At 72.7% G+C, this 18,652-nt stretch carries 15 protein-coding genes and 3 pseudogenes; 10 read left to right on the top strand and 8 right to left on the bottom strand.

The window, feature by feature from the left end:
- Nucleotides 1–5: 5 nt before the first annotated feature.
- Nucleotides 6–1,055, bottom strand: a complete 1,050-nt coding sequence (locus ACWD26_RS01985; RefSeq protein ID WP_451265156.1) for an iron ABC transporter substrate-binding protein — start codon at nucleotides 1,053–1,055, stop codon at nucleotides 6–8.
- A gap of 401 nt (nucleotides 1,056–1,456) precedes the next feature.
- Here ACWD26_RS01985 and ACWD26_RS01990 point away from each other — a divergent pair, with 401 nt between their 5' ends.
- The 4 genes and pseudogenes from ACWD26_RS01990 to ACWD26_RS02005 all read left to right on the top strand — a co-directional run bounded on the left by ACWD26_RS01990 (nucleotide 1,457) and on the right by ACWD26_RS02005 (nucleotide 5,517).
- Nucleotides 1,457–4,147, top strand: a complete 2,691-nt coding sequence (locus ACWD26_RS01990) for an AMP-binding protein (RefSeq protein WP_451265158.1) — start codon at nucleotides 1,457–1,459, stop codon at nucleotides 4,145–4,147.
- Between the two features lie 230 nt (nucleotides 4,148–4,377).
- A pseudogene (locus ACWD26_RS01995) lies at nucleotides 4,378–4,584 on the top strand (helix-turn-helix domain-containing protein); the annotation flags it as partial.
- A gap of 98 nt (nucleotides 4,585–4,682) precedes the next feature.
- On the top strand, nucleotides 4,683–5,156 hold the full coding sequence (locus tag ACWD26_RS02000) for a helix-turn-helix domain-containing protein (RefSeq protein WP_451265160.1): 474 nt from the start codon (nucleotides 4,683–4,685) through the stop codon (nucleotides 5,154–5,156).
- Between the two features lie 88 nt (nucleotides 5,157–5,244).
- Nucleotides 5,245–5,517 carry a hypothetical protein gene (locus tag ACWD26_RS02005; protein WP_451265162.1) on the top strand — a complete coding sequence of 91 codons (273 nt, stop codon included), beginning with the start codon at nucleotides 5,245–5,247 and terminating at the stop codon, nucleotides 5,515–5,517.
- Nucleotides 5,518–5,681: 164 nt separating this feature from the next.
- Here the strand turns inward: ACWD26_RS02005 and ACWD26_RS02010 are convergent, their stop codons facing one another.
- On the bottom strand, nucleotides 5,682–6,155 hold the full coding sequence (locus ACWD26_RS02010) for an SRPBCC family protein (RefSeq protein ID WP_451265164.1): 474 nt from the start codon (nucleotides 6,153–6,155) through the stop codon (nucleotides 5,682–5,684).
- Nucleotides 6,156–6,278: 123 nt separating this feature from the next.
- On the opposite strand from ACWD26_RS02010, the pseudogene ACWD26_RS02015 reads away from it, so the two are divergent.
- Nucleotides 6,279–6,473: pseudogene (locus tag ACWD26_RS02015) on the top strand (iron chelate uptake ABC transporter family permease subunit); the annotation flags it as partial.
- A 109-nt stretch (nucleotides 6,474–6,582) separates the two neighbouring features.
- Nucleotides 6,583–9,981, top strand: coding sequence for a hypothetical protein (locus tag ACWD26_RS02020; RefSeq protein ID WP_451265166.1), 3,399 nt, complete (start codon nucleotides 6,583–6,585; stop codon nucleotides 9,979–9,981).
- Nucleotides 9,982–10,093: 112 nt separating this feature from the next.
- Here ACWD26_RS02020 and ACWD26_RS02025 read toward each other — a convergent pair whose 3' ends face one another.
- The 3 genes from ACWD26_RS02025 to ACWD26_RS02035 form a co-directional block, all read right to left on the bottom strand.
- Entirely contained in the window at nucleotides 10,094–11,272 is a 1,179-nt protein-coding gene (locus ACWD26_RS02025) for a PP2C family protein-serine/threonine phosphatase (protein WP_451265168.1), read from the bottom strand.
- A gap of 102 nt (nucleotides 11,273–11,374) precedes the next feature.
- Nucleotides 11,375–12,139, bottom strand: a complete 765-nt coding sequence (locus ACWD26_RS02030; RefSeq protein WP_451265170.1) for an IclR family transcriptional regulator — start codon at nucleotides 12,137–12,139, stop codon at nucleotides 11,375–11,377.
- Nucleotides 12,140–12,232: 93 nt separating this feature from the next.
- Entirely contained in the window at nucleotides 12,233–13,087 is an 855-nt protein-coding gene (locus tag ACWD26_RS02035) for a glycoside hydrolase family 16 protein (protein ID WP_451265172.1), read from the bottom strand.
- Between the two features lie 288 nt (nucleotides 13,088–13,375).
- On the opposite strand from ACWD26_RS02035, the gene ACWD26_RS02040 reads away from it, so the two are divergent.
- The 4 genes from ACWD26_RS02040 to ACWD26_RS02055 all read left to right on the top strand — a co-directional run bounded on the left by ACWD26_RS02040 (nucleotide 13,376) and on the right by ACWD26_RS02055 (nucleotide 16,395).
- A complete protein-coding gene (locus tag ACWD26_RS02040) occupies nucleotides 13,376–14,365 on the top strand; it encodes an SDR family oxidoreductase (protein ID WP_451265174.1) in 990 nt (329 codons plus the stop codon).
- A 29-nt stretch (nucleotides 14,366–14,394) separates the two neighbouring features.
- The gene (locus tag ACWD26_RS02045) at nucleotides 14,395–15,168 is read left to right on the top strand and encodes a cytochrome c oxidase assembly protein (protein ID WP_451265176.1); all 774 of its coding nucleotides are present in this window, start codon (nucleotides 14,395–14,397) and stop codon (nucleotides 15,166–15,168) included.
- Nucleotides 15,169–15,237: 69 nt separating this feature from the next.
- Nucleotides 15,238–15,726, top strand: coding sequence for a DUF5709 domain-containing protein (locus tag ACWD26_RS02050; RefSeq protein ID WP_451265178.1), 489 nt, complete (start codon nucleotides 15,238–15,240; stop codon nucleotides 15,724–15,726).
- A gap of 93 nt (nucleotides 15,727–15,819) precedes the next feature.
- Nucleotides 15,820–16,395, top strand: a complete 576-nt coding sequence (locus tag ACWD26_RS02055) for a phosphatase PAP2 family protein (RefSeq protein ID WP_451265180.1) — start codon at nucleotides 15,820–15,822, stop codon at nucleotides 16,393–16,395.
- Nucleotides 16,396–16,561: 166 nt separating this feature from the next.
- Here ACWD26_RS02055 and ACWD26_RS02060 read toward each other — a convergent pair whose 3' ends face one another.
- The 3 genes and pseudogenes from ACWD26_RS02060 to ACWD26_RS02070 all read right to left on the bottom strand — a co-directional run bounded on the left by ACWD26_RS02060 (nucleotide 16,562) and on the right by ACWD26_RS02070 (nucleotide 18,629).
- Nucleotides 16,562–16,813 carry a hypothetical protein gene (locus ACWD26_RS02060; RefSeq protein WP_451265182.1) on the bottom strand — a complete coding sequence of 84 codons (252 nt, stop codon included), beginning with the start codon at nucleotides 16,811–16,813 and terminating at the stop codon, nucleotides 16,562–16,564.
- A 14-nt stretch (nucleotides 16,814–16,827) separates the two neighbouring features.
- On the bottom strand, nucleotides 16,828–17,421 hold the full coding sequence (locus tag ACWD26_RS02065; RefSeq protein ID WP_451265184.1) for a hemerythrin domain-containing protein: 594 nt from the start codon (nucleotides 17,419–17,421) through the stop codon (nucleotides 16,828–16,830).
- A 10-nt stretch (nucleotides 17,422–17,431) separates the two neighbouring features.
- Nucleotides 17,432–18,629 (bottom strand): annotated as a pseudogene (locus ACWD26_RS02070) (hypothetical protein).
- Nucleotides 18,630–18,652: the final 23 nt, after the last annotated feature.

Consider the following 18,652-nt stretch of genomic DNA (forward strand, 5'->3'; position numbering starts at 1 on the left):
GACCGTCAGACGAGTCCGACGTCCTGGAGCATCGCCAGGGTCTCCTGAAGGGACTCCAGCTTGCCGAGGTCGATGTCGGGGGAGTCCAGGGACTCGAACGGCGGCAGGCCCTCCACGGTGCTGGTGACGCCCGCGGCCAGCGGGTACTCCTTCGTCGTGTCGGCGAAGTAGGTCTGCGCCTCCTCGGAGAGCAGATAGTCGACGGCCTTCTGCGCGGCCTCGGTCTGCCCGCTGTCCGCGAGGATGCCCGCGCCCGCCACGTTGATCAGCGCGCCGGGGTCCTTGCCGGGCAGGAAGTGGAGCTTGGCGTTGACCTTGTCCTCGCCCTTCTCGGCGACCCGCTCGTACCAGTAGTAGTGGTTGACCAGGCCCAGGGAGACCTCACCGGCCTCGATGGCGTCCAGGGTGGCGAGGTTGTGGGCGTAGGTCTTCGCGCCGTTGGCCTTCAGATCCTCGAGCCACTCGCGGGTGGCGTCGTCGCCCTCCAGGACGCGCATGCCGGTGACGAAGGCCTGGAAGGAGGCGTTGGTGGGCGCGAAGCCGACCTTGCCCTTCCACTCGGGCTTCACCACGTCGTGGACACTGTCCGGAACCTGACCCTCGGTGAGGTCGTCCGGGTTGTAGGCAATGACCCGGACGCGTCCGGACAGGCCCACCCAGTCGCCGTCGCCGCCCCGGTAGGCCTCGTCCACCTCGTCGAGGGAGGACTGCGGGAGCTTCTTCAGCATCCCCTCCTTGGAGAGGGCGCCGAGGGCGCCGGCGTCCTGGGAGAAGAACAGCCCCGCCTTGGTCCGGTCGCCCTCCTCCAGGATCTGCGCGGCGAGTTCCGCGCTGTCGCCGTAGCGCACCTCGACCTTGGTGCCCACCGCCTTCTCCAGTTTGTCGAGGAGCGGCTTGACCAGCTTCTCGTTGCGTCCGGAGTAGATGACGAGGGTGGAGTCGCCGCCCTCCCCGGCCGTGCTCGTGTCGTCGTCGGAGCCGCAGGCGGCGAGGGCGGGGAGCAGCAGGCCGGCCGCGACGAGCGCGGTGATCCGGCGAGCCAGGGGGCGTCGCATGGTGGTGTGCCTTCCTGCGGGGCCGCCGTCGAACCGCTGGGCGCGGGGTCGGTCGGCGGGCGGCGAAGTGGTGCTTTCAAGCCAACTGTGAACATGCTATGAATAAGGTAAAGCTTGCCTAACCGTCAAGGGATCTGTGCTATTTGCGGACGCTGCCGCAGAAAGGTTGCGCGCCCGTGATCTCACCGCCCGAGCCGCTTCGCGCTCCCTCCAGGGCCTCGGCTCCGAGCGCCCCGGCGATTCCGAGCCCCCTGTCGACACCGGTTCCCCTGTCGACTCCGAGTCCGCTGTCGATCCCCGGCCCCCTGTCGACACCGAGCACCGTGCCGACTCCGAGCACCGTGCCGACTCCGAGCCCTCCGTCGGCACCGTCCCCCCAACCCTCCGGCGGGCCCCACGGGGTGACCTTCGCGCGCCAACTCGCCGCGCACGGCGACCGCGTCGCGCTCATCACCTCTTCGGGTGAACTCAGCTATCGAGAACTCGCCCGCCGGGTCGCCGCCACGGCGGAGCGCCTCGGCCCCGTGCGCCGACTCGTGCTGCTGGCCGGCGCCAACCGCGTCGACGCTCTCGTCGTCCATCTCGCGGCCCTCTCCGCCGGACACCCCGTCCTGCTCGTCCCCGGTGACGGCGACGACACGATCGACGCCCTGACCGAGGCGTACGACCCGGACGTGGTGGCCCGTCAGGACGAGCGCGGTGACTGGTCCCTCGGCGAACGGCGCCCCGGCAGCGCCCACACCCTCCATCCGGACCTCGCGCTGCTGCTGAGCACGTCCGGGTCGACCGGCTCACCGAAGCTCGTGCGGCTCTCGCACGACAACGTGCAGTCGAACGCCGCGTCGATCGCCGGGTACCTCGGCATCACCGACACCGACCGCGCGGCCACGACGCTGCCGCCGCACTACTGCTACGGCCTGTCCGTCATCCACAGTCACCTGCTGCGCGGGGCCGGGCTGATCCTCACCGAACGGTCGGTGGCGGACGCCGGGTTCTGGGAGGAGTTCCGCGCCGCCCGTGGCACCTCGCTGGCCGGCGTGCCGTACACCTTCGAGCTGCTGGACCGCGTCGGCTTCGCCGACATGGAGCTGCCGCACCTGCGTCGCGTCACCCAGGCGGGCGGCCGACTGACGCCCGAACGGGTCGCTCGCTACGCCGAGTTGGGGCGCCGCGCGGGCTGGGAGCTGTTCGTGATGTACGGGCAGACCGAGGCGACGGCCCGCATGGCCTACCTGCCGCCGCACCTCGCCGCCGTACGCCCGGAGGCCGTGGGGGTGGCGATACCCGGCGGCTCCTTCCGTCTGGCCCCCGTCGACGGGCCGGCCGGGCCGGACACCGGCGGGACCGCCGGCACGGAGGGCGTCGGCGAACTCGTCTACTCCGGCCCCAACGTCATGCTCGGCTACGCGGAGAGCCCGGCCGACCTCGCTCTCGGCCGTACGGTCGAGGAGCTGTACACGGGCGACCTGGCGCGGCGCGCGCCCGACGGGCTGTACGAGATAGTCGGGCGCCGCAGCCGGTTCGCGAAGATCTGCGGCCTGCGGATCGATCCTCAGCGCGTGGAGGCCCTGCTGGACCGGCACGGGATCACCGCGTACTGCGCGGGCGACGGGGACGCGTTGGCGGTGGCGGCGCTCAAGGACACCGTGAAAAGCGCCTCCGGCGCGGCACACGTGCGCCGCCTGGTGGCGCGGGAATGCGGGATTCCGCCGCGTGCGGTCCATGTGCGCCTGCTCCCGGAACTGCCCCGCCTGACCAGCGGAAAGCCCGACCATGAGGCCGTACGCCGCCTCACCCGCCCCCGGCCCCCGGCGGCGGACTCCGCAAGCGTGGACCCGGCCGCCGTCCCGCGGCCGGCGGACCGGGCCGCAGTACCGCACAGGGCGGACCCGGGAGCCGTCCTGCGGAGCCTCTACGCCGAGATACTCGACCGCGACGACGTCACCGACGACAGCAGTTTCGTCGGCCTGGGCGGCGACTCGCTCTGCTACGTGGAGATGTCCCTGCGGCTGGAGGAGGCGCTCGGCACTCTTCCCACGGACTGGCACACGAGGCCGATCGGCGAACTGCGGCTCCTGGCGGCGCAGTCGCAGGAGCGGTCGGAGGACGAGGACGCGCGCGCGGCCACGGAGCGCGGCGAGGGCACCCACCGCCGACCACGGTGGGCCCGATGGCTCCGGCCGACGCCCCCGGCCGCCCGCGACGCCCGCTCCCGGGGCGCTCGACGCTCCCTGGAGACCGGGATCGCGCTGCGGGCGGTCGGGATCGTGCTCGTCGTCGGCTCGCACATCCCCGTCTTCTCCCTCCAGGGCAGCGCACACATCCTGATCGGCGTCGCGGGCTTCAACTTCGCACGCTTCCACCTGACCGCCGCCGGACACCGCGAACGCGTACGTCACCTGTGGCGCAGCGTCGCCCGCATCGCCCTCCCGAGCATGGTGTGGATCACCGGCGCGGTCCTGCTGACCGGCCTGTACGACCCCGCCAACGCCCTGCTGCTCAACAGCCTTCTCGACCAGGGCACCGAGCGCCACGAGTGGCACTACTGGTTCGTGGAGGCCCTGGTCTACTTCCTGGTCGTCCTGGGCGCGCTGCTGGCCGTACCGCTGCTGGACCGGCTGGAGCGGCGATACGCCTTCGGGGTCCCGCTCACGCTGGTGGCGATCGGCCTGGTCGGCCGCTACGACCTGCTGGACCTGGCGCCCGCCCGCTTCCACCTGGGACCGGCCGTGGTGTTCTGGCTGTTCGCGCTGGGCTGGGCGGCGGCGCGGGCGACGCGTGTCCGGCAGCGGCTCCTGCTGACCGCGACCCTCCTGCTCACCACGCCCGGCCTGTTCCAGGACCAGCCGCACCGCACGCTCCTGGTCATGGCGGGCCTGACCCTGCTGATCTGGGTGCCGGCGCTTCCGAGCCTGGGCCCGCTCAACCGCGTCGCGGGTGTCCTGGCGAGCAGCTCCCTCTACATCTATCTGACGCACTTCCAGGTGTACCCCTTCCTCCGCGACGACTTCCCCGTCCTCGCGCTCCTCGCCTCCCTGGCGATCGGTATCGGGTACGCGACGGTTGCCGGCCGTGTCGTCCGGAGACTCTGACTGCGGCGGCCGACGTCATGCCGTTTGGCGGGGGTGGGGCGTGGCGACATGGATAGTGACGGTTCCTCTGGGGTGAGGAGAGCCTGTTGGCGGTTCATGGTGGACGTGGCGGCCCGGCGGGTGCGGGTGCGGTCGAGGTCGCGAGGCTCGGCGGGCTGTGGCGGGTCACGCGGCCCTGGCATCCGGGGCTGCGACCGTTCCTGCGCAGCTATGTCGGCTACTGGGAGGCGGTGACCTCTCCGTACGAGGTGCGGCTGGTGCCGACCGGGTGCGCGACCCTGGTGATCAGCCTCGCGGAGCCGTTCTCCGACGTCCGGCGGCTGGGCGTACCGGGCGGAGGCAGCGGGAGCATCGGATCGCTGGTGGTCGGGGTGGAGGACCGGCCCGCGATCTGTGTACATCCCGGCGGCCAGGAGGCGATCCGGGTCGAGTTCACGCCGCTCGGCGCCTACCGGCTGTTCGGCATGCCGATGAACGAGTTGACGAACCTGGCCGTGGAGATCCGTGACGTTCTGGGCCCGAATCCGGTGCGCTGGTGGAGCGACTGGCGAACACCCCTGACTGGGCGGCCAGGTTCGACCTGCTGGACACGGCGTTGCTCGCCCGGCTCGCGCGCGGCCCGGAGCCCGCGCCCGAGGTCGGCCACGCCTGGCGACTGCTGGCCGGCAGCGCGGGGGCGAGGCCCATCGCCCGTATCGCGGACGAAGTGGGATGGAGCCAGGGGTACCTGATCCGGCGGTTCACCCAGCAGATCGGGCTGACGCCCAAGGCGTCCGCCCGGGTGCTGCGCTTCCGCCACGCCGTGGCGATGCTCGGCCACGGCGCCGCGAGTCTGACCGAGATCTCGGCCGCCTGCGGCTTCTACGACCAGGCGCATCTCAACCGCGAGTTCCGGGCCATCGCCGGTACCACGCCGGGACAGATGGCCGCCGCCCGCCGGGTGGAGGGCGCACTGGCTCTCTCGGCGAGTGCAAATTCGTCCAAGACCGGATCGGCCGCCGGCCGTTAGCGTCCCTGCCTGTACAACCGATGGCCGGTCGGGCGGCGCGAGGGACCGGCCGACCGGCCGGGACGCCTTCACGCACTCAGGAACCGAGTTGGCTGACAACGACCTACGGCCGTACGGAAGTTCACGCGGGCCGTGCGAGATCGTCCCCCCGGAGCAACGGGCCGTCCGGGAGGCGAGGAACAGGCGCTCCATCGAGTTCGGTGCGGCCTGGCTCATCGGGGGAGTGCTCCTCACCGTCATCACCTACGAGCAGGCCCGGGCCACGGGCGCGTACCTCCTGGCCTGGGGGCCGATGCTCTACGGCGGATACCGGATCGTCAGCGGTCTCCAACTCCTCAACAGGAGCCGCAAGTCGCCCTGAGCGCGCTGAGAACATGCGTGACCTGCTGGCGGAGACGTTCCGGCTCGTCGGCTTCGACGTCACCGTCGCCGCGAGCGGCGTCGAGGCGCTCGCCGCCGCCGGCGGTCCGGGAAGCGGGGCCGTCAGGTGGCCCTCCCGGTGGGGGCGTACGCGTCCTGGTGAGGTCAGGTGCTCTGTTCGACGGTTCGGGCGAGGATGCCGAGGGTGGCGCGGAGGGCGGACTGCTGGAGGATGGGGAACACGCCGGCGGCCCGGTAGCGGTCGTGGATCCGGCTCCAGTCGTAGTACGAGGTCACCTCGGTGCCGTTCGCGGTGGCCCGGAGCCGGTAGCCGAAGTGGTGGTTGACGGGCGGGGTGAAGTCCGGGGACGTGGGGGTCCACTCGATGAGCGTGTCCGGCTCGAACCGGGTGATGACCACGGTGACGTCGTACCGGCCCATCGGCAGGTCGCCCAGCGCCTCACGGTCCATGTGCACGACGAAGGAGTCCCCGGCCTCGCGCACGGCCTCGCCGTCGGCGGCCTGGAGCATTCCCGAACTGTCGATGGCCACGTGTCCGCGGGGATCGCACAGCAGGCTGAATATCCGGGCCGGCGGTGCCGCGATGTCACGGCTCACCTCGAACCGTTCCACTGACATGCCCTGCTCCCTCGTCTCGACAGGGACACCGGGCCGAATCCCGGGCACCCCGGCGGAATCCTAGTCTCCGGTTCGGACCCGGCCGGCCAAGTCACCTCCGCCGATGGCGAGTTCGCCAACCGCACGCGGCGCGCCCTCGTGGGCCGACGGCATGTACGCCTGGTCCCGGTCGCCGTCCTCCTCGGCGCCGCGCTCGTCTGCGCGGCCGACCTGCTCGGCCGCACGGTCATCGCACCCGCCCGACGGGGCGCCGGCCTCATGACAGCGGTCATCGGCACGCCGTACTTCCTGTGTCTGCTGATACGAAGCCGGCGGTAGCCGCGCGCTGTCGCTGCTGTGGACGGCGTGCTTTCGCTGCTGCGGCCCGGCCCTTCCCGTCCTCACTTAATCGATCGCATGCACGGATCTTGCCGGGCACAATCGGCGCATGCCGACCACCGCGGAGCACCTGCTCTCCGCCCTCGAACCGCTGCCGTTCCCCGCACGCCTCACCCTGACGGCCCGGACCGCCCGCAGGCTCGCGGAGGACGGGACGCTCGCCCCGCTGCTGACCGAGCTGGACGAGCGTGGTTCCTACGAGCGGCGGCTCGCGGCACTGGCGGCCCTCGTCGGACGGGACGCGGGGTTCCTCGCGAAGCGGCTGGCCGACCCGGACCCGGTCGTCGCCGGGTACGCGCGGCGCGCCGTACGCGACCTGCCCGTGCCGGACGAGGCGGTGGAGGCGGCGTACGACGACGCACCGGCCGTGCTGCGGCAGCGGCTCGCCCGTCTGCTCGTGGCGGGAGACCGCAGCGCCCTCGCCGAGCGGCTGGTGGGGCGACTGCGCGCGGAGTGGGGCGACGCGGAGGCCGCGCGGCTGCTGCCGGCCTGCTCCGCCGCCTTCGTGGCACGGGAGTTGCCGGGGCTGGCCCACGCCGTCGACGGCTGGACGCGGCTCGCCCGCCGGCATCCCGACCCGGTGCTGGACCACACCGAGGCGACCCTGGCCGACCGGGCCGGCGGACAGCAGCGTGACGACTGGTGGCGTCTGAACGCCACCACCGTCGCGGCGCTGGCCCCGCTGCGCCCCGAGCGGGTGCTCACCCTGCTGGAGCTGCACGGCCCCGTCCATCTGCCGCAAGCGGTGAAGAGCGGACTCGGCCCCCTGGCCGCCGTCGACGCCGACCGCGTCATCCGCTGGATCACCTCCCCCGACCGCCGGCGGCAGCGCCACGAGCCGCTACCGCCGCCCGGAGTGCTGCGCAGGCTGGTGCGGGCCGAGCCCGCCTCGCTGACCGCGCTCGGCCGTCACTGGGTGGGCCACCACCCTCACTTCCCAGCCCTGGTGAAGGCCTTGGCCCCCGGCCGGCGCGCCGCGTTCCTGGACGAGGTCGGCAGTCGCACCACTGCCTGGAACCCGGTGCCGGCCGTCCTCGACCTGTTGCCCCGCGAGCGCCGCTGGGCCGAAGTGCGGCGTGAGGTGGCCGCGTCCGTCGACCAGGGCGGCTACTGGCTGGACGATCTGGACACCCTCGCCCACGGCCCGCTCGACGAGGCCCGTTCCGCGCTGCTCGCCGCGATCGCGAGGTCCGACGCCGACGACCGGGCCGCCGCCTGGCCGCTGCTCGTGGCCTGCGCCGCCCGGGACGGCGGCCGCGAGGCCGTCACCGAGCTGCTGACCACGGCGGGCCGCCGCCTGCGCAACGACCGGGACCCGGTACGCGCCGCGGCGCTCGGCGCCCTCGCCGAAGCGCACCCGAGGCTGTGCGCCTCCGCCGACGCTCCCCTGCTGGACGCGCTCGCCACCGACGCCCTGGAGGCACGGGACGGTTCGGCCGCCACCCTGGCGGCGCTGCGCACGCTCGCCCTGCGCCTGCTCGTCGAGCACGCCACGGACGACGAGACGGCCCTGCGGCCCTGGGCCCTGCGCACCCTGGAGCGCATCACGAGCCGCGTCGGCGTACCCGACTTCGGCCCGCTCCACCGCGTCCTGCGGCGCGGCCAGGAACACCAGGTGCTCGACGCCCTGCGCCCCTGGCTCGACGCCGGGGCCGCGAGGGCCGACTTCCGGCTGCTGCTGGGCCTGGCAGCCGCGCTGGGACCGCGCGCCCGGCGGCTTCCGGAACTGCAGGACAGGCTGGCCACGGCCCTGGAACGCGGCGACGACGAGACGTTCGAGGCGGCGGCCGAGCTGTGGCTGGCCGCACCGGCGACCCGCGACGAACGGGTCGCCAGGATCGTCGCGCTCGAACCGTCGGCGGTCGCCCTCCCCGCCGTACGGCAGGTGCTCGCCCGGCGGCGCACGGACCTGCTGGACGTCCTGCTCGACGCGTCGCCGCCCTACGGCCGCTTCCTGGTGGACGGGGCCCGGCGCCCGCTGCCGGACCTCGGCGACAGCGACCGCTGGCTGCCCCGCCAGCAGCGCGCGGCGGTCCGGCTGGCCGCACAGGCGGTCGCGGACGATTCGCTTCCGCTCGACGACCGGGCCGCCCTGATCCGGGCCGCGGCCCCCGTACCCGGGTTCGGACGGGCCCTGGCACTCGCGCACAAGGACGACCCGGAGGTGGTCGTCGCCGAGGCGGCGCTCGGCGCGCTGCCCTGGACCGACCGGCCCCACGACACGCTGCCGGTGCTGCTGGACCATGCGGGCGGCGACCGGGCCGGAGTCGCCGTGTACGCGGCGGCACGCGCCGCCCGCTTCGCCGCCCCGTCCGAACTCGCCCTCGCCCTCGGCGCGTTGCTCACCGGGGAGCAGCCGGCGAAGGTGACCTCCCGCAAGGAGGCCGTACGGCTCGCCGCCCGCTTCCTGCCGCCCCGGCGGGCGGTGTCCCTGCTGGCGCGCGCCTTCCACGCTCCCGACCGCCACCCGGACGTGCGGGCCGTCGTCGTCCGCGCCCTGCCGCCGCTGCTCGGTGAGCCGGAGTCCTGGACCCTGCTGGAGGACGTGGCACGCGACGACGCCGAGTCCGTCCACCAAGCCCTGTTGGCCGTCACCCCCTGGGAGTTGGCCGAGACGCACCGCCGCGCGTACGCCGCCGTCGTCCTCGGGACGTACGACACGTCCCTGGCGCTCATGGAGAGCTGGGGGAGCGGCAGTTTCACGCTGCGCGCCATGGAAGTGTGGTGCCGCTACTCTCCCGAACTGGCCGTCCGCATCTCCCGGACCGCCCGCGACCTCGACGACCGTACGCACTGGCTGCACGCGGCGTGGGCACTGCGCGACCTGGCCGCCTCGGAGCTGCCGCATCCCGTGGGCGGCGCCGCGCCGGGCAGCGCGTACCACTCCGCGGTGGCCGAGTTGCTGGCCGCGATGCACACGCCGGAGGGCGGCTGCGACGCGCTGGAGGGCCGGGACATGCCGGCGCTGCAGCGGCTCCGGCACATGACGTCCTTCGGCTATGTCGACGGAGCGCGACCCGAGTTGTTCGAAGCGGTCGCGGAACAGCTGGCGCGGGAACCCCTGTTGGCGGCCGAACGTGCCCACCTGCTGGGCATGTTGGCCGACCGCACCATGGAGCCGACCGCACTGCTCGCCCGACTGCGGGACCTGGCCGAGGCTCTCGACGGCGCCGGGGTGACCGTCGCGATCCACACGGCCGACCGGTTGCGGATGTCCCCGGCGGGGGACGCTCACCCGAAGCGCACCGAGGCCGTGCTGACCGCGGCCGACGGGTTCGCCCGCGACGGCGGCACCGAGACGGGCCTGCTGGCGGTCGGCCTGGTGAAGGGAACGGGCCCGGGCAGCGGCTGGCACGAGGAGTGGCGGTCACTGCTGCGTCTGCTGCGACGGCACGCGAACGCCGACGTACGCCGCGAGGCCTACAGGACCACGACAGCCAACGAATGACATGCCCGGCCGACCGGGCGAGCGGATGAGGGAGTCAAGCCGAAGGGAACATGCGCCCCGCGGGCCGTCCACGCGGGCGAGGCCGTACCGCGCTGACGCCTCACCTTCGGCCTCAGCCTCGTGTCGTGGACACCGCTTCGAGGGCGGCCGGCTCGGGAGCGCCCGGTTTGCGGAGCAGGAGCAGTGCCGCGTCGTCGTGCAGACGGCCTCCCACGTGGGCCAGGAGTTCGTCGTGGAGCGAGGTGAGGGTGCGCGCCGGCTCGTCGGAGAGGTGGTGGGTCAGCCTCTCGGCGAGCGGGTAGAACTCGCGGTCGCGGTCGCGGGCCTCCGTGACGCCGTCGGTGTAGAGCAGCAGCTGATCACCGTCGGCGAAGGGGAGGGTCTGCAGGCCGGGGACCTCGCCCGTGAGAGCGCGCAGCCCGAGGGGCGGGGCCGGGCGGACGGGCTCCACCGGTACGACCCCGGGGCCGTGCACCAGCAGCGGGGGCGCGTGTCCGCAGTTGACCAGCTCCAGCCGGCCTGGACGGGGGTGCCCGGCGACCACGGCGGTGACGAAGTCGTCGCCGCGGAGGTTGCGTGCCAGGCTCCGCTCGATCCTGTCCACGACGGCGAGCAGATCGGGCTCCTCGTAGGCGGCCTCACGAAAGACCCCGACCACCAGCGCGGCCACCCCCACGGCCGGCAGCCCCTTGCCGCGCACATCGCCGACGATCAGGCGAACCCCGTACGGGGTGGGCACGAGGGCGTAGAGATCCCCGCCGATACGGGCCTCCGCGGCCGCGGCGCTGTAGCGGACGGCCACCTGGAACGGGCCGACGCTCGCCGGTACGGGCTGCAGCAGGGCGTGCTGGGCGGCCTCGGCGACCGAGCGGACGGCCGCGAGCACCCGCTCACGACGCCCCCGCAGGGCGCTGGCCAGGCCACTCGCCAGAGTGACGGCCACCAGGGCGGACAGTACGGCGGCCAGCTCGCGGCCCGGCGCGCCGTCACGGACACCGAGCACCCCGCCCAGCACCCCGGCGAGGAGGCCGACGCAGAGCACTCCGCGCGGTCCGCTGGTGGTGGCGGCCAGCGCGGGCCCGGCGGCGAGCAGCGGCAGCCAGGTCAGCCCCGCTCCACCGAGGAGGTCGACGACGACGATGACGGAGACGATCAGCACGGGCAGGACGGGTGTGCCGGAGGCCAGCTGCCCGGCGGCGCGATTCCGGGCCCTCGCCCTCGGAGCGGCCAGGTCGCCCCAGGGCGACCGGATCGGCCCGTGGTCGCCGCCGTGCTCTCGCGTGTGACTCATGTTTCGCCCGCGGTCCTCACCTGTGCGCGGAGCGTGCGCTCCTGGAATGTCCGTTTGATCCAGGAAAGGCGATGGGAGAGGGGTGCCACAAGGATGTGATTTTCAGATAGTGAGCGAGAGGCCCGTGGTCACCCTGTTCGCGGTCGGGAGCAGCCGCGCCCGGATCTCCTGGAGCCGGGAGAGCCGGTCCGCGCGCAGTGAGACGCCGAGCGAGCCGAGCGTGTCCCCGCTGTACACGGGCACCGCGATACAGACCGTACCGAGGGCGTACTCCTCCAGGTCGGTGACGGCCGGCGCCACGGGGGAGGAGTCGAGCCGCCGGAGCAGTTCCGGGGCGTCGGTGATGGTCCGTGGGGTGAGATCGGTGAGGTGGTGCCGGGAGAGATAGTCCTTGCGGGAGTCCTCGTCCAGCTCCCGCAGCACCGACTTGCCCAGCGCGGTGGCATGGCCGGCGTCCTCGAAGCCCACCCAGAGATCGACCCGGGGCGCCCGGGCGCTGTCCACGATCTCGGCGACCCGGATCTCACCGTCCTCGTAGAAGGTGAGATACGCGGCGGTCGCGAGCTCGTCCCGCAGCGCGGCGAGGGCCGGACGGACCCGGCTGAGCAGCGCCTGCCCCCGGCCGGTGGTGTGGAGCGTCTGCACCTTGTCGCCGAGGACGAAACCGCCGTCGTCCAGCTTCCGCAGATATCCGTCGTGGACGAGCGTCCGCAGCAGGTGATACGCGGTGGCCAGGGGCAGCCCCGTCTCCCGTGCCAGCTGCTTCGCCGGCGCGCCGTTCTCGTGCGCGCTCACGGCCTCCAGCAGGCGGAAGGCCCGCTGCACGGACGTGATGAGCGTGGGGCCGGGGCCGTCGTGACCAGCCATACGACCAGCGTGCGCCGGGTGCGCGGCGCAGGCAAGCCGCCCGCCCCCTGCCACGCCGCCCGCCCCGTGCGACGCGCCGTCGGCGGTGGACGCTCACTTCCACCCGTACGCGTAGGCGGCGACCCAGGTGATGTCGAGCTGGGCGCTGCTGCCGGGAGCCGCGCCGGGGCCCTGCAGGGCGCTTTCGTTCTGCAGCACCCAGGACAGCGGCCGGTCCGGCACCTCGCGGGTGTCGTGCCCCACCTGCCGGCCGTCCACGAAGAACCGCACATGTCCGGGCGTCCACTCCGTCGACACCGTGTGCCACTCGGTCCAGTCGTCGCTGCCCGGGAAGTAGCCCTGCTCGCCTCCACCGCACGGATGATGGAAGGCGGTCAGGTCGCCGGTCCACTCACCCTCGGGATGGTCCATCTCGCAGCCCCCGCCGTAGTGCAGCCAGGCGGACTTGTAGCCCGGAGCGAGCTTCGTGACCTTGATACGGGCGCTGTACTTGCCGTACTTCATCTGCATGACGGCACGCGGTACCACCGCGGCGGCGTGCACGGGACCGCCGTCGGCCGGCCGCCACATGCGGATGTACATCCTGCCGTCACCGTTCTCCGCAGGGCCGACGCTCACCGTGTCCTCCGGGTGGTAGACGCCCACGACCTCCCGGCCCCGGTCGTTGGCCGTGTCGCGCCAACCGGTGGGGTACGCCCACCAGTTGTCGCGGTACGCACCGCTCAGGCCCCCGCAGTACGCGCCGGAGGTGTCGGCGCGGTGGTCGCAGTCGCTGAACGAACCCAGCGGCACCCGGTCGCCGTCGAAGTCCTCCGCGAGGACCTGCCAGAACGGCCCGCAGTCACCGCGGGGCAGTTCGGTGCCCATGGTGCGGCAGGCGTCGGCCGACACCGGTGCTCCCTCGGCACGGGGGACACCGAGGAGCGCGACCAGGAGCAGCAGACTCATCGGCGCCAGCAGCGCGCGTCCACGATGTTTCGGTGCCGCGTGCGAACCCATCGGACAGCCCCCTCCGCTCTCCTGCGGGATGTGTGATGCGAGGGAGCATCCTCACCGCACCACCCGGACAACGCCATCCCCCGGACAGGCCGCCTTCCGGACCGCCCGAGTCCGCTCCCGGCCGTGTCGTACGAGGTCGTGGACGTCGGCTGAGGTGACTTCGCGGTTTCGGGTACTCGGGCGGTGCCGAGCCGGACATGACGTGTCCGGGACGGGCCGTTTCTGAGGAGGTACGGGATGCGACTCAAGGAACACGTGGTGGTGGTGACGGGGGCGTCCAGCGGGATCGGCCGGGCCACGGCCGAGGCCTTCGCGCGCAAGGGGAGCGCCGTGGTGCTGGCCGCGCGCCGTGAGGAGGCGCTCGAGGCGACCGCACGGAAGTGCGAGAAGCATCGCGGGGCCCGGACGCTGGTCGTGCCGACCGACACGACGGACGTCAAGGCCGTGGATGACCTGGCGAGGCGGGCCGTGGAGGAGTTCGGCCGGATCGACGTCTGGGTCAACAACGCGGCCGTCAACGCCTTCGGCCGTTTGGAGGACGTGCCGCTGGAGGACTTCCGCAGGGTCCTCGACGTCAACGTGATGGGCTACGTGCACGGTGCCCGCGCGGCTCTGCGGGTGATGCGCCGGCAGGGGAGCGGCACGCTGATCAACATATCGTCCATCGTGGGCGCCGTCGCCCAGCCGTACAGCCACCCGTACAGCATGTCGAAGCACGCCGTCCAGGGGCTCGGGTCGAGCCTGCGGCAGCAACTGCGGGTGGAGGGGCTCAAGGACATCCGGGTGTGCACCGTGATGCCCGCGACCATCGACACCCCGCACTTCGAGCAGGCGGCCAACTTCACCGGGCGCAAGGTGGTCGCGATGCCGCCCGTCTACAGCCCCGAGCGGGTCGCCCGGACCGTCGTGGACCTGGCCAGGCACCCCCACCGTGAGGTGGTGGTCGGCCCCGCCGGACGGGCCCTGGTGCGGCGGGCGCGGAAGAACCCGGCACTCGCGGAGCGGGTGATGGCACGGCAGACCGACAGGAGCCATCTGTCCCACGACGAGACGGCCCCGGCCACCCATGGAGCGCTGCACGTACCGGCTCCGGGGGAGGGCGCGGTACACGGCGGCTGGGGAGGGCGGCGGCGCACCGCGATGCGCAGGACGGCCGCCGTCGCGATGGTGGGAGCGGGCCTGGCGGCCGCCGGGCGCCGGATCAGCCGTGGGTCGATAGCGGCCTGACCGCGCTCGTGCCGCGTACGAAGTGCCGTGTGGGGGAGCCTTTCGGCCCCGCACACGGCACCCCGGAACACGGCACTCCTACGGCGCCTGTCCCGGTCGGCTCCGATGCCTGTCCGTCCCGGTCGGCGTCGTGGCCGTCACCCCGCACCCGGCATCTGATCGTGGGCATGGCGGCCCCGCTGCTCCTCGTCCTCGCCCGACCCCTGACCCTGAGCCTGCGAGCCCTGCCGCCCGGCCGGACGCGACGGGGCCTGCTGGCGACGGCGCACGCGCGGCCCGTCGGTCTGCTGCTCCGCCCGCCGGTGGCGGCCGTGGTGGACATCGGCGGCCTGTGGCTGCTGCACCGCACCGGCCTCTTCGCCGCCACGCACCGGCAACCCTTGCCGTATGCCGTGACGCAGGCTCATGTGCTCGCCGCCGGGCTGCTGTTCACCTTCGCGGTCTGTCAACTCGACCCGGTGCGGCGCCGCTGGAGCCTCGCCGTGCGCGGAGCCGCCCTGCTGGCGGCCGGTGCCGCCCATGCCGTACTCGCCAAGGGGCTGTACGCGGCGCCGCCGCCCGGTACCGCGTTCACCGCCGGCGACCTGCGCACCGGTGCGCAGCTGATGTACTACGGCGGCGACCTGGTCGAGATCGGTCTCGCCGTCACCCTGGCCGTCCAGTGGTACGCGCGACGTCACGCGTCGGGGTCGGTGCGCAGGCGGGACGGTACCCCGGCGCCCACCGCCGCGCACCGGCACCCATCGGGCCTCGAAGATGAGTCCCCACGGGCGCGTCACCGGCCTTCGCCTGCGAGAACGTAGGTGTCAGAGGCGTGGAACTCGGTACTCCGCACGGAAGTACCAACCAGTCAGCCGTCCCCGGAGGCGAGCATGAGCGACGAGAGCATGGCGGACGACGCCTACCAGCCCACCGGCAGCAACGAGGACCAGGAGGACGCCACCCCGCTGGATCTCCAGGACGCGGTCGACGAGCGCACCTACGACGACATCCTGGACGAGGGCTACTCACCGCCGGAGAAGCCCTTGGGCGTCACCAAGAGCGGCACCACGGCGGCCGAGCAGCACGAAGGGGAGTCCCTGGACGACAGACTGCGACAGGAGGTTCCCGACGTGGAGGTGCCGCCCGGGGACGGCATCGGCGACCTGCCGGGCGGCGAGGGCGAACCCGTCGACCCGGAGGCCGGCGCCGACCGCGCCGGTCGTCTGGTCGCACCGGACGAGGGCGCGCGAACGGACACCACCAAGGAACTCGTCGCCGAGGACGAGGGCATCGACGGCGGAGCGGCGGGTGCCGAGGAGGCCGCGATGCACGTCGTCCCCGAGGACCGACTGCCCTGGCCGGCCGAGCGGGAGGACTGACCCGCCCGCGCGGGGCCCACCCGCAACGCCGGGCAGAAGACCGATCTCGTGGGGCGGGCCGGCTCCGCCTCACCGGCATACCTGGAGCGGAGAGTGTCGGCAGAGCTTCGTGCGGGGGACCGGTGGCTGGCCAAGCGGATGGCGGCCCTGAACCCCGTCTTCGTGGGCAAGCCGCTGTCGGCGGTGGAGGAGGCGGCCCAGAGGGCCAAGCTGTGGTGCGGCGCGGCCGGGGCGATGGCGTTGTGGGGCGGCGGGCGCGGGCGGCGTGCCGCGGCGGCGGGCGTGGCCGCGATGACGGTGGCGCAGCTGGCCTCCAACGCCGTGTGCAAGCAGCTGGCCGACCGGCGTCGACCGCCGAAGGAGTGGTTTCCGCACGGCGAGGTCGACGACCGCCCCGACTCGTCCTCCTTCCCGTCCGGCCACACCGCCGCCGCGGTCGCCTTCACCGCCGCCGTCGCCCCGTCGTGGCCGTCGGCCGGTGTCCTGTGCGCGATCCCGGCCGCGCTGGTGGCCGTCGAGCGGGTGCAGAGCGGGGCCCACTACCCGAGCGATGTCGCCGCCGGCGCCGTGATCGGCCGCCTGGCCGGCGGCTGGACCGTCCGCCGGCTCCCGTCTCTGCTGCTTCCGTCTCTGCTGCTCCCGCGTCCCCTGCGCCGCCGTCTGCCGTAGCCGGACGGCGGCACTCGTCTCGTTCGTCCGTAGCCCGTAGCCCGTAGCCCGTAGCCTGCCGGACGCCGGACGCCGGACGCCGGACGCCGGACGCCGGACGCCGGACGCCGGACGCCGAATCGCCGGGGGCCGCGTCGACGCCCCGGCGATTCGTGGTGGTGGCCGTTCAGGCACCGAGCTTGTCGACGACGTCCCGCAGGGAAGCCGCCACCCGCGTCACGTCGCCAGGGGAGGGCGAGGGCGTGCCCAGCCGGTCCACGAGTTCCGCCCGGGTGAGAATCACGGCCGCTCCCCGGAAGCGGTCGTCGGCGCGGACGGACGGTTCGACGACCTGTGCCTTCCCTTCCAGCAGGACCAGGGCGGCGTCGTCCCGCGAAGCGTTCAGGAGCGCTTCGACCAGAGCTTCGTCGATCACCATGTGCGCCCTTCCCGTCAGCCGTCCTTGCCCATGGCCTTGCGCACCGCGTCCTTCGTACGGTCCATCAGCGCGGCGACCGGCCCCAGCGTCACGTTCGCCGCTCCCGACTCGACGCCCGGGTGGGGGCGGGTCGGTGCCATGGCCTCGGCGGCCTTCACGGCCTTGGCCATGGCGGCGAGGTTGGTGGCGTCGGTGCTGCGGCGGATGTGGATGAACTCGTAGCGTTCCTCGGCCCGCGCGTGTTCCTGGACGTCCGTGCGCAGTTGCCTCAGCCGCGGCATGAACTTCGGGTCGTCGGTGTCGAGGTCGTCCAGCGCGGCCAGCGTCTCCTTGGCCGCGCGTTCCTCGGCGAGCCGGTCCTCGACCACCTGCGCACCACCGGCCAGGGCCCGACGGGCGAAGGGGTGGACGACCTCCTCCTCGGCGGTCTCGTGCACGGCCAGCAGCCGCACCAGACGGCGGAAGGCGTCCCGGCGCTCCTCGCCGGTGCTCGCCTCGACCTCGTCGAAGAGGTTGCGGATGTCGCCGTGCTGCCGCATCAGCAACGCCACCACATCGGTGTCCTTGGCCCGGTCGTCGCCGGCCTGCGGAGTGTCGAGCTCGGTCATCTCGGCTCCCTCACTTCTCACGCATGGCCGGGTCGGGGTGCTCGCCCTCGGACTCGACGCGGTACTCACGGCCGAACATCTCGTCGTGCTCCGCCATCACCCGCTCGCTGGGCGGCTGCTCACCTCCGTGGATCTGCTCCTGCATGGCCTCGAACCGCTCGTGCGCCTCGCGCACATAGCCGGCACCGAGCGTGGTGAGATCCATCTGCGTGTCCAGCAGCTCCCGCAGGTACTGCTTGTTCGGCTCGAAGGTGAGCACGTTCGGCAGCTCCGGCGCCAGCACCGAGGCCGGATCGCGCCCGTCGTGCCGGCGCATCAGGTCGCAGGCGGTGTGGAGGTGCTCCAGCTCCATGTTCAGGTGCAGCTCCCAGATGGCCTTGACCTTGGGGTCGCTCTCCTGCTCCATGAAGGAGTGGTAGAGGTAGCACTCGTTGTACTCGTGGTTGACCAGCTGCTCCCACCACGTCTCACCCGGGTCGACGAGGGACTCGTAGTGGGTGACGTGCTCCTCCTCGATGAGCCCGATCTCCTGGTAGAGCTGACGGGCGATCGGCTCCATGTAGGTGGGGCCGGTGTTCATGTAGAAGTTCATGGTCTGCTGCTCGGCCGACATGATCGTCAGCGCGTGCAGCTTCGACAGCGGGTTCGTCTCGTCCTTGGCGTACGGGTCGCGCACGTTGTCGTACGGGTCGCGGTGGTGGTACTTGGTCGGCCTGCCGGGCATGACCTCCGTCAGGCCGTCGACGACCGACTCCGCCTTGCGGTGCTCGATCATCTCGTACAGGTTGGCGTACCGGTACAGATGGTCGAAGTCCTCCAGGACACCGAACTGGTACGCCTGCTTCAGATAGGGGTCGGGCTCCATCCGCGCCACCCACGCCGTCAGGTCCACCGCGACCTGCTCGTAGGCGATCGTCGTCTCCAGGACCGAGGACACGCCGGGCAGCAGCCAGTTCACCACCTTCTGCTGCTGCGCCTCGATGTAGCGGGTCCGAGCGAGTTGCCGCTTGACCTCCGGGTCGACGGTGTTGCGGGCGAGCTGGTGGCTGAAGAGGATCGCCTCCACCTCGATCCCGTTCATCGTGATGATGCGGCAGCGGGTGTACGGGTCACAGCGGTCGGGATCGATCGGCTCCACGTTCAGCTCACGCCAGCTGCGCAGGGCGGTCCAGCGGGATGCCCCGCTGCTCCAGAGGATTGAAGGTCATGGGCGTACTCCTCATGAATGGCT

It is taken from the genome of Streptomyces sp. NPDC002787 (assembly GCF_053592095.1).